10 protein-coding genes are annotated in these 13,549 nt (G+C 66.2%); 7 read left to right on the forward strand and 3 right to left on the reverse strand.

The window, feature by feature from the left end:
* Positions 1-1,068, reverse strand: a 1,068-nt coding sequence (gene glyA / locus AC1DEY_RS03755; RefSeq protein ID WP_476866824.1) for a serine hydroxymethyltransferase, incomplete at its 3' end; no start/stop codon positions are given.
* Between the two features lie 159 nt (positions 1,069-1,227).
* On the opposite strand from glyA, the gene AC1DEY_RS03760 reads away from it, so the two are divergent.
* From AC1DEY_RS03760 to AC1DEY_RS03775, 4 genes are all read left to right on the forward strand, one after another.
* Positions 1,228-1,899 (forward strand): GntR family transcriptional regulator, encoded by a 672-nt coding sequence (locus AC1DEY_RS03760; RefSeq protein WP_476866825.1) that lies wholly within the window; start codon positions 1,228-1,230, stop codon positions 1,897-1,899.
* 696 nt (positions 1,900-2,595) lie between these two features.
* Entirely contained in the window at positions 2,596-4,005 is a 1,410-nt protein-coding gene (locus tag AC1DEY_RS03765) for an MFS transporter (RefSeq protein ID WP_476866826.1), read from the forward strand.
* Positions 4,006-4,064: 59 nt separating this feature from the next.
* Positions 4,065-5,321: an aminopeptidase P family protein gene (locus tag AC1DEY_RS03770; protein ID WP_476866827.1), complete on the forward strand. Its 1,257-nt coding sequence runs from the start codon at positions 4,065-4,067 to the stop codon at positions 5,319-5,321.
* 174 nt (positions 5,322-5,495) lie between these two features.
* Positions 5,496-6,308 (forward strand): IclR family transcriptional regulator, encoded by an 813-nt coding sequence (locus AC1DEY_RS03775; RefSeq protein ID WP_476866828.1) that lies wholly within the window; start codon positions 5,496-5,498, stop codon positions 6,306-6,308.
* A gap of 36 nt (positions 6,309-6,344) precedes the next feature.
* On the opposite strand, the gene AC1DEY_RS03780 is transcribed toward AC1DEY_RS03775, so the two are convergent.
* A complete protein-coding gene (locus tag AC1DEY_RS03780) occupies positions 6,345-7,898 on the reverse strand; it encodes a PucR family transcriptional regulator (protein ID WP_476866829.1) in 1,554 nt (517 codons plus the stop codon).
* 108 nt (positions 7,899-8,006) lie between these two features.
* On the opposite strand from AC1DEY_RS03780, the gene AC1DEY_RS03785 reads away from it, so the two are divergent.
* Together AC1DEY_RS03785 and AC1DEY_RS03790 are read left to right on the forward strand one after the other, a co-directional pair.
* Positions 8,007-9,542 carry a purine-cytosine permease family protein gene (locus tag AC1DEY_RS03785; RefSeq protein ID WP_476866830.1) on the forward strand — a complete coding sequence of 512 codons (1,536 nt, stop codon included), beginning with the start codon at positions 8,007-8,009 and terminating at the stop codon, positions 9,540-9,542.
* A gap of 14 nt (positions 9,543-9,556) precedes the next feature.
* A complete protein-coding gene (locus tag AC1DEY_RS03790; protein ID WP_476866831.1) occupies positions 9,557-10,519 on the forward strand; it encodes a polysaccharide deacetylase family protein in 963 nt (320 codons plus the stop codon).
* Between the two features lie 131 nt (positions 10,520-10,650).
* Here the strand turns inward: AC1DEY_RS03790 and AC1DEY_RS03795 are convergent, their stop codons facing one another.
* Complete coding sequence (locus AC1DEY_RS03795) at positions 10,651-11,865, reverse strand: M20/M25/M40 family metallo-hydrolase (RefSeq protein WP_476866832.1); 1,215 nt, start codon at positions 11,863-11,865, stop codon at positions 10,651-10,653.
* A 589-nt stretch (positions 11,866-12,454) separates the two neighbouring features.
* On the opposite strand from AC1DEY_RS03795, the gene AC1DEY_RS03800 reads away from it, so the two are divergent.
* Complete coding sequence (locus tag AC1DEY_RS03800; protein ID WP_476866833.1) at positions 12,455-13,549, forward strand: extracellular solute-binding protein; 1,095 nt, start codon at positions 12,455-12,457, stop codon at positions 13,547-13,549.

Here is a 13,549-nt window from a genome sequence, read left to right on the forward strand (position 1 = left end):
ATCGAACGGTACGGCGTTGCGGTTGACGGTGATGCCGATCCGGTGGAGCCGGTCTTCGGCCTGCTGGCCGTCCAGTTCCGAGTTCCGCAGGTCCACCAGGACCAGGTGCACGTCGGTGCCGCCGTTGACCACGGAGATCCCTGCCGCCGCCACGTCGTCCTTCAGGAGCCGGGACGCGAGGATCTTTGCGCCTTCGAGGGTGCGTTCCTGGCGTGCCTTGAATTCGGGGGAGGCGGCGATCTTGAACGCCACGGCCTTGGCCGCGACCACGTGTTCCAGCGGGCCTCCCTGCTGGCCGGGGAACACGGCGCTGTTGATCTTGCGCGCGTATTCCTCCCTGGCAAGGATCACGCCGCCGCGCGGGCCACCGAGGGTCTTGTGCGTGGTGGTGGTGACGACGTCGGCGTAAGGGACCGGGTTCGGGTGCAACCCGGCGGCCACGAGGCCGGCGAAGTGGGCCATGTCCACCATGAGGTAGGCGCCCACGAGGTCGGCGATCCGCCGGAACTCCGCGAAATCCAGCTGCCGGGAGTAGGCGGACCAGCCGGCCACGATCATCTTGGGCCGGTGTTCGAGGGCCAGGGCCTCCACCTCGGCCATGTCCACCAGGTGGTTGTGTTCGCTCACGTGGTACGGGACCACGTTGTAGAGCTTGCCGGAGAAGTTGATGCGCATGCCGTGGGTGAGGTGCCCGCCGTGGGCCAGGGCCAGCCCCATGATGGTGTCGCCGGGTTCCAGGAGGGCGAACATGGCGGCGGCGTTGGCCTGGGCGCCGGAGTGGGGCTGGACGTTGGCGTACTCGGCGCCAAAGAGGGCCTTGACCCGGTCGATGGCGAGCTGCTCGATCACATCGACGTGCTCGCAGCCGCCGTAGTAGCGCTTGCCCGGGTAGCCCTCGGCGTATTTGTTGGTCAGCACCGAACCCTGTGCCTCCATGACCCCGGCGGGGGCGAAGTTCTCTGACGCGATCATTTCAAGGGTGGACTGCTGGCGGCCCAGCTCCCTTGCCACGGCCTGTTCGACCTCGGGATCGACTACGGAAAGTCGCTCGTTCAACTGCTCAACCACGTTCGCTCCTTTGAAATACCACTGTTGCCATGACTGATATATCAGTGTGATGACAATGGTATGATTGGGATCACACCAGAGTCAATAGCAGGAAGCCAAGTGGAACCGGGTTTCCGTTTGGAATCCAGAAACGTTGAAATCCAGAAACGGAGCCGAGCCGTGAATGCACTGACCGTCCTGCCGCCCGCAGAGGACGAAGCACTCTCCCAGGCGGAGGCCGCGTACCGGCAGCTGCGCGACAAGCTGATCATGCTCGAAATCCGGCCGGGCGAACCCATCAACGACGGGCAGCTGGCCGCCGAGCTCGGCTTCGGCCGCACTCCCGTGCGCGAGGCCATCAAGCGGCTGGAAGTGGACCACCTGGTGGTTTCCTACCCGCGCCGGGGAACCTTTGCCACCACCGTGGACTTCACGGAACTGGCCGACGTCTCCGAAATCCGGGAACTGCTGGAGCCGCTGGCGGCCCGCCGGGCGGCAACCAGGGCCAACGCCGCCATGCGCCGCGAACTGCTGGAGGTCGCGAACACCATTGCGGAGCTGGCCCCGAGCCCTGCAGAGTCCAGGGAACTGATGCGCTATGACCTGACGGTGCACCGCCTGATTTACCGGGCCGCGGCCAACCCGCATCTGGAAGACACGCTGATCCGCTACGACAACCTGGCCACGCGCATCTGGTGCCTGGTCCTGGACAAGGTCCCCTCGGTCAGCGGCCACATCACCGAACACGTGGAGCTGCTTAAGGCAGTGGCCGACGGCGACGCGGACAAGGCCGGCGAGCTCGCCCTGCACCACGTCACCAGCTTCGAAGAGACCATCCGGAAGGTCCTCTAGAACGCGCACGCTTCCGGCGACATCGACGACGGCGGGAGGTTGCCGCCGTCGTCAAGAGCCCTTTGCTCCGAGCGAATCAAGGCGCGGCTGGCCGCGCAGGGCGCGGGCTGACCGCCTAGTGCCTGGCGATGCGGAAAATACCTCTCGACGCCCGAATACCGGTCGCGTCAGGTATTTCCCGCGTCGCTGAAAGGAATTCGCCTCGGGGTTAGCCGTTCTTCTTCCAGCGCTTCGGCCACTTCACGTTCATCAGGAGCATGCCAAGCAGGAGCCCGTCGACTGTCATGACTCCCGCCAGGAAGTAGGCCCACCCGGCCATCATGGCGTGCCCGCCGCCCGCGGGTCCGAAGTGCGCGTGTGTACCAGAATGCCCATGACAATCTCCTGACCTGGCCCCCCAGTCGCTCGATAGTTCCCCAAGTGTGACACCGTGCGGCCCCCGAGGGAACCGCAGTTCTGCCCGGCCCAAGCTTTTTGCAAGGCAACCGAACGGACTCCTACTGAATGCAACGCGGTCTCGGTCAATGCAACCGACATGACTCGGCCTGGACGCTTGCCGAACCCCCACGCCCCGGGCATCTGCACCGAATTGATTTTTGGGCTGGAACAAAAAAGCATTGACTGTGTCATGCGTCACCCCTAATCTGGTGCAACAGCGTTGCGCTGATTGCAACTCCAAAACACTTTGGTGGACACATGAGCAATGAATCTTCCTCCCCCGCCACCCTTGCGGGACCAGCCGGCCCGGAGTCGAATAACGGGCATGGCAGAACTTCCTCCGGGCAAACCACGTTGAGCGGCCATGCGGGCCCGGTCGGGCACGATCCCAGCGTCAGCAGGGAAACCCGACGCCGGGTAGTCACCGCCAGTTTCATCGGCAACTTCGTGGAGTGGTTCGACTACGCCGTCTACGGCTACCTGGCCGCAACCATCGGCGCCGTCTTCTTCCCCGAATCCAACCCCCAGACGGCGCTCCTGCTGACGTTCGCCCTGTTCGCCATCTCGTTCCTGGTCCGGCCGCTCGGCGGCTTCGTCTGGGGCCACATCGGCGACAAGGTGGGGCGCCGGACCGCGCTGTCGCTCTCCATCCTGATCATGTCCGGAGCAACCTTCTGCATCGCCCTCATCCCGGGGTTCAACTCCATCGGGATCTGGGCGCCGATCCTGCTGCTGGTGGTCCGCGTGGTCCAGGGCTTCTCCGCCTCGGGGGAATACGCAGGCGCCTCGGCCTTCCTGGTGGAGTACGCCCCGGCCAACAAGCGCGGCCTGTACGCGGCGGTGGTTCCGGCCAGCACCGCCGCGGGGCTGCTGCTCGGCTCCCTTCTCGCGGGGCTGCTGACCATCCTGCTCAGCACCGAGGCGATGCAGAGCTGGGGGTGGCGCCTGCCGTTCCTTCTCGCGGCCCCAATGGGCCTGATCGGACGCTACATCCGCACCAAGCTGGAAGACACCCCGGTGTTCCGCGAACTGGCACAGGAGGACCAGGCCATCAAGGCCCCGGTATCCAGCCTCTTCCGGAACCACTGGCGGATGCTGCTGAAGGCGGTGGGAGCCGTGCTGCTCAACGCCGTCGGGTTCTACGTGATCCTCAGCTACATGCCGACCTACCTGTCCTCGGAGCTGGGCCTCGGCGCTGCCGAATCGTTCCTCGCCACCACCATCGCGCTGGTGACCTACATAGGGTTCATCTTCCTGACCGGGATGCTCTCGGACCGCTTCGGCCGAAAAAAGGTCCTCATCGCCGCATCCCTGAGCTTCATCGTGCTGACCGTGCCGGCCTTCGCCCTGCTGGGCACCGGGAACTTCCTGGTGATCGTCCTGGTCCAGATCCTGCTGGGCGGCATGCTGACGCTCAACGACGGCACCCTGCCCAGCTTCCTCGCCGAAATGTTCCCCACCCGGGTCCGCTACAGCGGCTTCGCCGTCAGTTTCAACCTCTCCAACGCGCTCTTCGGCGGCACCGCCCCCTTCATGGCGACCCTCCTGATCGCCGCGACGGCCAATGAGCTGGCCCCGGCCTGGTACCTGGTCGGCGCCGCGGCCGTCTCCCTGGTTGCCGTCGTCCTCTCCCGCGAAACCAGCAAGGAACCGCTCAGCCACGAGTAGCCCTGCCGGCCCCACATCTTCCCTCCCAAGAAACCGAACCGCAGAAAGGCACCACCACCATGACCATCACCACCTCAGGCAACGCCTCGTCCATCGCCGAACTGGAGCGCGTGAAAGTCCTGCACAACGGGCAGAAGGAAAAGCTGACGTTCTCCAGCGCCGAATTTGAGCGCCGGCTCGCCGGGCTGCGCCGCATCATGGCGGAGAAGGACCTCGACGCCGTCGTCCTGACCAGCTACCACTCCATCAAGTACTACTCCGACTTCCTCTTCACTTACTTCGGCCGTTCCTACGCCATGGTGGTCACCAAGGACGACACCGTGACCGTCACGGCGAACATCGACGCCGGCATGCCGTGGCGGCGCAGCTACGGAGACAATGTGGTCTACACCGACTGGCGCCGGGACAACTACATCTTCGCCATCCAGGAGGCCCTGCGCACCCGCGGCATCGCCCCCCGCCGGCTCGGCGTCGAAGACGATTCGCTCCCGCTGGACAACCGGAACAAGATCCAGGCGGCGTTTGCAGGCGCCACCCTGGTGGACGTGGCCCAGGCCGCCATGCGCCAGCGGATGATCAAGTCGGCCGAGGAGATCGAGGTCATCAAGCACGGAGCCCGCATCGGCGACCTCGGCGGCGAAGCCATCCGCAACGCCATCACCGCCGGCATCACCGAATACGAGGTCGCCCTGATCGGCACCGAAGCCATGGTCCACGAAATCGCCCGGACGTTCCCGGATTCGGAAATCCGCGACACCTGGGTGTGGTTCCAGTCCGGCATCAACACCGACGGCGCCCACAACTGGGCCACCACGCGCAAGATCCAGGAACACGACATCCTGTCCCTGAACTGCTTCCCCATGACCTCCGGCTACTACACCGCACTGGAACGCACCCTGTTCTACGGCGAACCGGACGCCCGCTCCCTGGAACTGTGGAACATCAACGTTGAGGTCCACAAGCGCGGCCTCGAGCTCATCAAGCCCGGAGCCGTCTGCAAGGACATCGCCGCCGAGTTGAACGAGATCTACGTGGGCCACGGCCTGCTCGCCAACCGGACGTTCGGCTACGGCCACTCCTTCGGCGTCCTGAGCCACTACTACGGCCGGGAAGCCGGACTGGAACTCCGCGAGGACATCGACACCGTGCTGGAGCCGGGCATGGTGGTCTCCATGGAACCCATGATCACGGTCCTGGACGGCCAGCCCGGCGCCGGCGGCTACCGTGAGCACGACATCCTGGTGGTCGGCGACGACGGAGCCGAGAACATCACGAAGTTCCCCTTCGGCCCGGAATACAACATCGTGGGCGCCTAAGACGCCACGCCCACCCCTGAAGGGGCATCCCTGAAGGGCCGGTCCGCTGAAGGGCCGGTCCCCTAAAGGGGCGGTCTCCTGAATGGACGCTCCCTGAACGGGATAGCCAGAGAAGCGGCGCCACGTCCACCGTGGCGCCGCTTTCGGCCCCCATGCGGAATGATGGTAGACACCATGACCCCAGCAGAATCTCCCGAAACCACCGGAAACGGCGACACCAAAGGCACGTCCGTCATCGTCAACGCCATCGCCGTGCTGCGGACGTTCACACCTGATGAACCGCTGCTCGGCGTCACCGAGATCGCCAACCGGGTAGGGCTGCACAAGAGCACCGTTTCGCGGATCCTTGCCACCTTCGAGCAGGAACACCTGGTGGAACGGGACCCGGAAACCCGCCGCTTCCGGCTGGGACTGGGGCTGATCGCCGTCGCCGGGCCCTTGCTGGCCGAACTGGAAGAACGGCGCGTGGCCTACCCGGTCCTGCGTGAGCTCACCGAACAGACCGGTGAAACCAGCGCTCTCATGGTGTGGAACGGCGCCGAGTCAATGTGCGTGGAGCAGATCGCCAGCCACCAGCAGATCAAGCATGCTACCCCGCTGGGCGCCAGGTACACGGATGCCATGAGCGCCTCCGTCCAGGTCTTCCTCTCCGCCGAGCCGGCCGAACGTGTCCGTACGCTCCTGCGCAGCGGAGCCATCAGCTACCCGGGCCTGGACGACGCCGGCCTGGACGGCTACCAGATCAAGCTCAAGGATGTGGCCGCCCGCGGTTGGGCCATCAACTACGGCGAATCCTCCATCGACGAAGTGGGCGTGGCGGCCCCCGTCTACGACCACCGCGGCGGCGTCGTGGCCGCTGTCCTGATCTCGGCACCCCGGTTCCGCGTCTCCCGGGAACGGCTGCAGGGGCTGGGCGAAGCCTGCGCCACCGCGGCAGGGAAGATCACCACGCGGCTGGGCGGACGCGCTCCCCGCAGCACGGACTAACCCGCCACCGGCCGGCGCAATACGGACCCAGGCGCCTCAGCCGAGCCGGGCCAGCCGGGCGGCCAGGTGCAGCGCCGCGAGCCGGCCGGTGCCCCGCGGGTCGCCGCCGCACAGTTCGAAGATCCGCTGCAGCCGTTGATGCATCGACTGCCGTTCCACGTGCAGCTCCCTGGCCGCCTGGGCGGTGTTGCAGCCGGAATCCAGCCAGGTGGCCAGGGTGCCGAGCAGCCGCGAATTGCGTTGCGCATCGTAATCCAGGACCGCGCCCAGCTGCTGCCGCACGAAGTTGCGCCGCTGGTCGGCGTCCAGGCTCCCCACCGCGAGGCGTTCGACGGCGAATGCCTCGGAATCGATCACGGGGCAGTGCTGTTCGGAGGTCCCCGCCTGTGACCGTCCCAGCGCGCCCGCCAGCTCCAAGGTGAGCCGGGTTTCCGAGAGGGACAAGGGGGCATTCTTAATCCCCTCAGCCAGCGGACCAACGGCAACGAGCGTCCCTGCCAGTGCCGGAAGCGCCCGCAGCCCGGCCAGGAGCGCGTGCCGGCTCTCCCGCGGGCTGTCGCCGGAGAGGACGGCCACCGCCAGAAGCTCGGCGTTATCGACATACGTGGCGCTCGGCTGCGCCCCCCGGGACAGCAGCTGCTCCACGGACGCCCGCAGCTGTTGGAGCATGTCGGACCGGACCACGAGCGCCACGAGAGGTGCGGCGGGCGGAATCCCCGCCGCGGAAGCCAGCTGCTGGAGCCGCCAGGCCTGGCTGCCAGAATCGACCGCGCGCAGCAGCGCCGCCCCGGCGACTTCCTTGAGGCCGGGGGACATCCGCTGCAGCAGGGCGAGGGCCAGAATGTCCACCGAGCGGTTCCCTGCCGTACGGGCAAGGTTCTCGTCCTCACCCGCGGGAACCCGGAGCAACAGCTGCGCCGCAAGGATGCCGCGGATCGGAACGTCGATGCGGATCAGGCGGCCCTGCTCCTGGGGGCCCACGGCTGAGCTGCCGGCCCCGGCGGAGTCGGCGGCCTCGCCCTGCCCCGGCGCTGCGCTGGCCAGGGTGGCACCCGTGGTGGACGTCAAGGTCACCTCGGCATTGGCAATGCCGGCCAGCACGGCGAGAATCCGGTCCAGGCTGCCGCCGTGCGCCAGCTCGACGGCCATGGCGTGGCTGGCCTCGTCCGCCCGCCGCAACTGGGACACGGAGTCACTGACCAGCATGGAGTTGATGGCCTGCATGACACCAACGAAGGGCACCACCCTGCGGAGTTCGATCAACGGCAGTCCGGCCGCTTCGGCGGCCGCCACCATGGATGACGGGAGTGACGGAAGGGCGTCTCCGGTCTCGATGGCTACCGCCGCGACACCACGCTCGGCCAGCTGGCGGACGTAATTGACCCGCCGCTCCTCAGAGGCGAGGGCCAGGGCTTCCCCGCCGGTCAGCAGCAGCTCCCCGCCGGCAAGCAGGGGAGCGATGTCGATGATTTCGCTGGAGTGGATCCACCGCAGCTGGGCCTGGGCTGCGGCCCGTGCCCCGGCCCGGATGACGGGGTCGGCTGCGGCCAAGGTCGGATGGGTCAGGGCGTCTTCAAGGCGAATGGACATTACACTCCGTCGCATAGCTCTACGTTTGTTTAGACACATTGTATATAGTGGGATGTGGCCTGCGACACATAATCTTGAGGAATCCCACACACCCCTCGGAGGCTCCCAATGCGTCAAAAAACCCCAGCGGCCCCCGCCGGCACCGCGCCGGTGGCCAGCGAAGACCACGAAGCCTGGCTTCACCCCATCCCCGAATCCGAGCGGACCCGCAAAGTCTCCGGCCAGTTCTGGATCTGGGCCGGCGCCAACCTCGCCCCGATCAACTGGGTGCTCGGAGCGCTCGGCATCCAGCTCGGCCTGGGATTCGCCGACACCGTCACCGTCCTGGTCCTCGGAAACCTGATCGGGATGCTGCTCTTCGGGTGCTTTGTCCTGCTGGGACAAAAGACCGGAGCGACCGGCATGGTGCTGGCCCGCGCCGCCTTTGGCCGCCGCGGGAACTACCTGCCGGCAGGCATCCAGGCCCTCCTGGTCATCGGCTGGTGCGCGGTCAACACCTGGATCATCCTGGATCTGGTCATGGCGCTGTTCGGAACACTGGGATGGGTTGACCCGGAGGCCCACAACTACGCATGGAAGATCGGCATCGCCACCTTCATCATGGCGACCCAGGTGGCCATTGCCTGGTTCGGCTACAAGGCAATCGCCGCGTTCGAGAAGTGGACCGTCCCGCCCACCATCATCATCCTGACCGTGATGTCGGCCGTGGCCTGGTTCGGCATGCAGATCAACTGGACCTACGCCGGCCCCGCGGGCCACATCCTGGAAGGCTCCGAACGAATCGCCGCGATGAGTGCCGTCATGACGGCCATCGGCATCGGCTGGGGCATCACCTGGTTCACCTACGCCGCAGACTACTCCCGCTTCGTCAGCACCTCGGTCCCCAAGCGCAAGGTCTACCTCGCCTCCGTGCTGGGCCAGTTCATCCCCGTCGTCTGGCTGGGCATCCTGGGTGCCAGCCTGGCCACCAACACCGGTGAAATCGACCCCGGCAAACTCATCGTCCTGAACTTCGGTGCGCTGGCCCTCCCCGTCCTGCTCATGGTGCTGCACGGCCCCATCGCCACCAACATCCTGAACATTTACACCTTCTCCGTCGCCACCCAAGCACTGGACATCTCCATCAGCCGGCGCAAACTGAACCTGTTCGTCGGCGTCTTCTCCCTTGCCGCGGTGATCTTCTTCATCTTCCAGGAAGACTTCGCCTCCGTGCTGGACGCCTGGCTGATCGGGCTGGTCGCCTGGGTGGCCGCCTGGGGCGGGGTAATGCTGGTCCACTACTTCTGGATCGAGAAGCGCTGGCCCGGCAACCCGGCCAGGCTTTTCGACGCCGTCGGCACGAAGCGCCTGCCGGGCGTGAATCCGGCTGGCATCGCCTCGCTGATCATCGGCATCTTCGCCACCTGGCTGTTCATGTACGGGCTGGTGCCGGTCATGCAGGGACCCATCGCCGTCGCCCTGGGCGGATGGGACTTGTCCTGGCTCGCCGGGGGACTGTCCAGCGCCGCGACCTACGCGGTTCTCGGCCCGCGGTTCCACCGCAAGTTCCTTGACACTGCCGCCCCCGGCGAGCAGGCCCTGGAGGCTTCCGAGCCTCACGCGACCGACCTCCCGGTCACGTCCACCACCCGCGCCGCCATTTAGCAGGAGACCGACCCGTGAACTTCCCCGCTTTCGCTGACACCGCCCACCCCATCACCTGGCCTGAGGGCCACCGAGCCGCAGCGTCCTTTACCTTCGACGTCGACGCTGAATCCTGCACCATTGCGCACGACCCGAAGAGCACCCGGCGCATGTCACTGATGACGCACCAGTCCTACGGGCCGAAAGTCGCCGTCCCGCGGATCCTGCAGATCCTCGAGCGCCAGGACATCCAGGCGACGTTCTTCGTCCCGGGTTTCACCGCTGAATGCTACCCGGACGTGGTCCGCCGGATCGCGGACGGCGGCCACGAGATTGCCCACCACGGCTACCTGCACGAACACATGCAGGGCATCGACGCCGCCACCGAAGCGCGGTACCTGGACCGCGGCCTGGACGCGCTTGCCAAGGCCGCCGGCGTCCGGCCGACGGGCTACCGCGCACCATGGTGGGAGCTCAACTGGCACTCCGCAACACTGCTTGCCGACCGCGGATTCCTCTATGACTCAAGCCTGCTCGACGGCGACGCCCCCTACCGCTTCAGCGTTGCCGAAGGGGACCCCCGCGACCTCGTGGAGATTCCCGTCGACTGGGCCCTTGACGACTGGGAGCAGTACGCCTTCTACCCCGGCGTGACCGGCAGCGGGGTCATCGAAAGCCCCGCCAAGGTCCTCGAAATGTGGACGCTCGAGGCGGAGGCGCACCACGCCGCGGGGAGCTGCTTCGTCCTGACCAACCACCCCTTCATCTCCGGCCGGCCGTCAAAGGCCGTGGCACTGGAACAGCTGATGGAGCGGGTTAAATCCATGGACGGCATGTGGGTCACCACCCTGGAGAAGATCGCCCAACACACCCGCGACTCCGTCCAGGAAATCCACAGCCATGCCCGCATTGCCGTACCGGAATTCCCGGATACCGGCGCACGATTCACTCCCGCGACAGTGCGGCAGCCGCAGGGTGCCACGGGCGGCTCGAAGTAAATCAAGGCAGCCAACATCCAGACAGCCTAAATCCAGGCAGCCTAAATCAAAGGGACCGGTCCGGCCCCGGGAAGCACATGTCCCCGGCCTGTCACCTCATCAGCAGGTGGCCGTGCCGGGGACTTGTGCATTTAACCGGTCTTGGCCATGGCGTAGGCGGCAGTGGCGTAGGCCAGGGCGCCTGACATTTCGGTGAGCAGTTCGGGGTTGGTGTTGGCGATGGTGTCGCAGGCCTCGTGGTAGCAGGGGTCCAGGTCTTTGCCGGCTGTCCCGCCGTAGGCCTGGGCCTGGGCCTGGGTTTTCCGTTCCACGTCGCCGGTGAAGAGGCCGCCGCCGGGAATGCCGGCCGAGAGGAAGGCGTCGTAGTCGGACCCGCCGTCAAAGGGCGTGGTCTCCGCCGGCAGGGCGTTCTCCCGGAAGTAGCGGAAGAAAATCTCCTCCATCGCCCCGGACCCGTCGGGGCCGGCGTGGCCGTAGTCCGAGCCGTCCCCGTCGTGGACGGAGCGCACGCCGTTGGGCGAGGCCGCCATGTCCACGTTCAGGTTCGCCGCGGTCTGGCGGACCTCGGCCTGGCTCAGCTCGTCGACGTAGTGCTGGGAGCCGTAGAGGCCGTCCTCTTCTCCGCCCCAGAATGCGAACCGGACCCGGTTGGCCGGGCTGATCCCGGCCTCCTTCAGCCACCGCGCGGTTTCCAGGACCGCGGCCACCCCACTGGCATTGTCATTGATCCCCGGGCCCTCCTTCACCGAGTCCAGGTGCGCGCCGACTACTATGGTGCGCCCGGCATCGCCGCCCGTCTCGGCCAGGATGTTGAAGGACTCCACCTTCGGTTTGCCACGGCCCTCGCCCCGGAATGAGAACGCCTGCCGCACGGGGGCGTACCCGGCCGCGCGCAGCTGTTCCTCGACGTACCGGGCCGACTCCTCATACCCGGACGTCCCCGATGCTCGGTTTCCTCCGTTGGCGTCGGCCACCCGCTGCAGCGCCTGCATGTGTCCCACCATGTCCCGGGACCTGAACGCCGCCAGCACCGTCCGGGCATCCACCGCGCCCACAGGATCCAGCCGCGGCACGGAAGAACTGGGACTGGCCGACGCGCTGGGACGGGCGGACGCGCTGGGCACGGCGGGCGTGGCGGCCTTGCTCGTCGGGCTGCCGGACGGCGTGCCGGCCGCGGTCTCGGAAGTACAGGCCGACGTCGTAAGCACCACCAGGGCCAGAAGCGAGGGGATCAAGGGCTTGCGTGGGGTGGGCTTGCGCAGTTCGACCTTGCCGCGGGTGATCTCGAGTCGAGCGGTCTTACTGAATGTGATTTTGCTGAGGGTGATCTTGTTGCGGGTCATCATGCTGGGAGCCCATCACTAGTCGGTCCACGTTCGCTGGCTTCGGCTCGATTGGCAAGACGCTCGCCACTGGCGCTCCAGTAAGTCGCGGCCACCATCGCCCGGCAAATACTCCTATCAGGTCGAACCATTGTCGGTCCTAAGGCGCCATCTCCCATAGCTTCCAAAGCTGTGAATATGCTGAGGAAACCGGTTGCCGGTCCCGCCGGTGCTAGGAAGGCGCGTACGCCGGCGGCGGAACAGGCGCGCACGCCGGCGGCGGAACAGGGGCGTTCGCGTGCCCGGCGAAGCATGCCCGAAATGCCACCTCGAGCCGCAGAATTCCGGGGAGGGAGCGGGCCCGAAAATCAGGTGTTTCTTAATGCAATACACCTGTTGACTAGTGAGCAACTTCACAGTTAGAGTTGCGAAACCGAAAAGCCGCCGGAAAGCGGATTCGAGAGTTCCAAGTGGAATTGATGGCGTGCGCGAACCGCCGCTGTCAGTTCTTCCCGCTTCCCCGCGCTACACGCAATCGCACGCACCGCACCACTCCCGCAATCCCGACACGCCGTCTTTCGGCGTGCCCGCGTCCATGAGAGGCACTTCCCCCATGACAGCATTCCGATCCACTCCCTTTGACCGCAGGCAGCTCCTCAAAGCGGCGGCGCTGACGCCCCTTGCAGGTCTGGCGCTCTCCGGCTGCGGGACTAAGCCGGCCGAAACTGCGGCCGCAAACAAGACGGTGACGGTCACGTCCTACGGTGGCTCCTACAACGACCAGCTGACCCAGACCATCCTGGATCCGTTCTCCAAGCAGTCGGGGATCCAGACCACGCTGCTGGCCAACACCAGCCTGGCCGCGCTCAAGGCCCAGGTTCAGTCCGGCGACGTGCAGTGGGACCTCGTGGAGATCACCGCGCCGGAGTATGAGGTGGCCGTGGCCGAGGGGCTGCTGGAGAAGTTCGACTACGACATCATCAGCGACAAGGGCCTGCCCGGCTACGCGAAGGCCGAATACGGCATCAAGTACCTGAGCTTCCTGTTCGTCATGGCGTGGGACCAGAAGGTCATCTCGGACGCGCAGGCCCCGAAGGACTGGGCCCAGTTCTTTGACCAGGGCAAGTACAACACCAAGCGTTCGGTGTACAACCAGCTCTCCGACAGCTCCGTCCTGGAAGCCGCGCTGCTTGCCGACGGCGTCCCGTTCGACAAGATCTACCCCCTCGACGTCGACCGGGCGCTCAGGGTCCTGGGCCTGCACCCGGGCAAGGACCGGCTGCTCTACCACGCCGCCAACCAGGAGCCCATCCAGCAGCTCACCTCCGGCGAGGTCTCCCTCTCCACCAGCTTCAACAACCGGATCAACGCGGCACGCAACGACGGCGCGAAACTGAACTTCTCGGCCGAAAACGCCGTCCTGGCGGGCGACTACTTTGTGGTGCCGAAGGGGGCCAAGAACAAGGAAGCGGCCTTCAAACTGATGAACTTCATGTCCAACGACGCCGAGGCCGGCGCCGCGTTCGACAAGGTCACCAACCTGACCCTGGCCAACACCCCGGCCCTGTCCAAGCTGCCGAAGGAAATCGCCGACACGCTGCCCACCAGCCCCCGGCTCGCGGACAAGATCCTGGTCCGCGACGACAAGTGGTGGTCGCAGAACCTGAAGAAGACCGAGCAGCAGTTCAAGCTCTGGCAGGCCAGCTGA

This window comes from Arthrobacter sp. 05T47 (genome assembly GCF_056395825.1).

What these genes read in the sequence shown, in the direction of transcription:
- AC1DEY_RS03800 (WP_476866833.1), top strand. Translation starts at nt 12,455, where the DNA reads ATGACAGCATTCCGATCCACTCCCTTTGACCGCAGGCAGCTCCTCAAA.
- AC1DEY_RS03795 (WP_476866832.1), bottom strand. Translation starts at nt 11,865, where the DNA reads ATGATGACCCGCAACAAGATCACCCTCAGCAAAATCACATTCAGTAAG.
- AC1DEY_RS03770 (WP_476866827.1), top strand. Translation starts at nt 4,065, where the DNA reads ATGACCATCACCACCTCAGGCAACGCCTCGTCCATCGCCGAACTGGAG.
- AC1DEY_RS03785 (WP_476866830.1), top strand. Translation starts at nt 8,007, where the DNA reads ATGCGTCAAAAAACCCCAGCGGCCCCCGCCGGCACCGCGCCGGTGGCC.
- AC1DEY_RS03765 (WP_476866826.1), top strand. Translation starts at nt 2,596, where the DNA reads ATGAGCAATGAATCTTCCTCCCCCGCCACCCTTGCGGGACCAGCCGGC.
- AC1DEY_RS03780 (WP_476866829.1), bottom strand. Translation starts at nt 7,898, where the DNA reads ATGTCCATTCGCCTTGAAGACGCCCTGACCCATCCGACCTTGGCCGCA.
- AC1DEY_RS03775 (WP_476866828.1), top strand. Translation starts at nt 5,496, where the DNA reads ATGACCCCAGCAGAATCTCCCGAAACCACCGGAAACGGCGACACCAAA.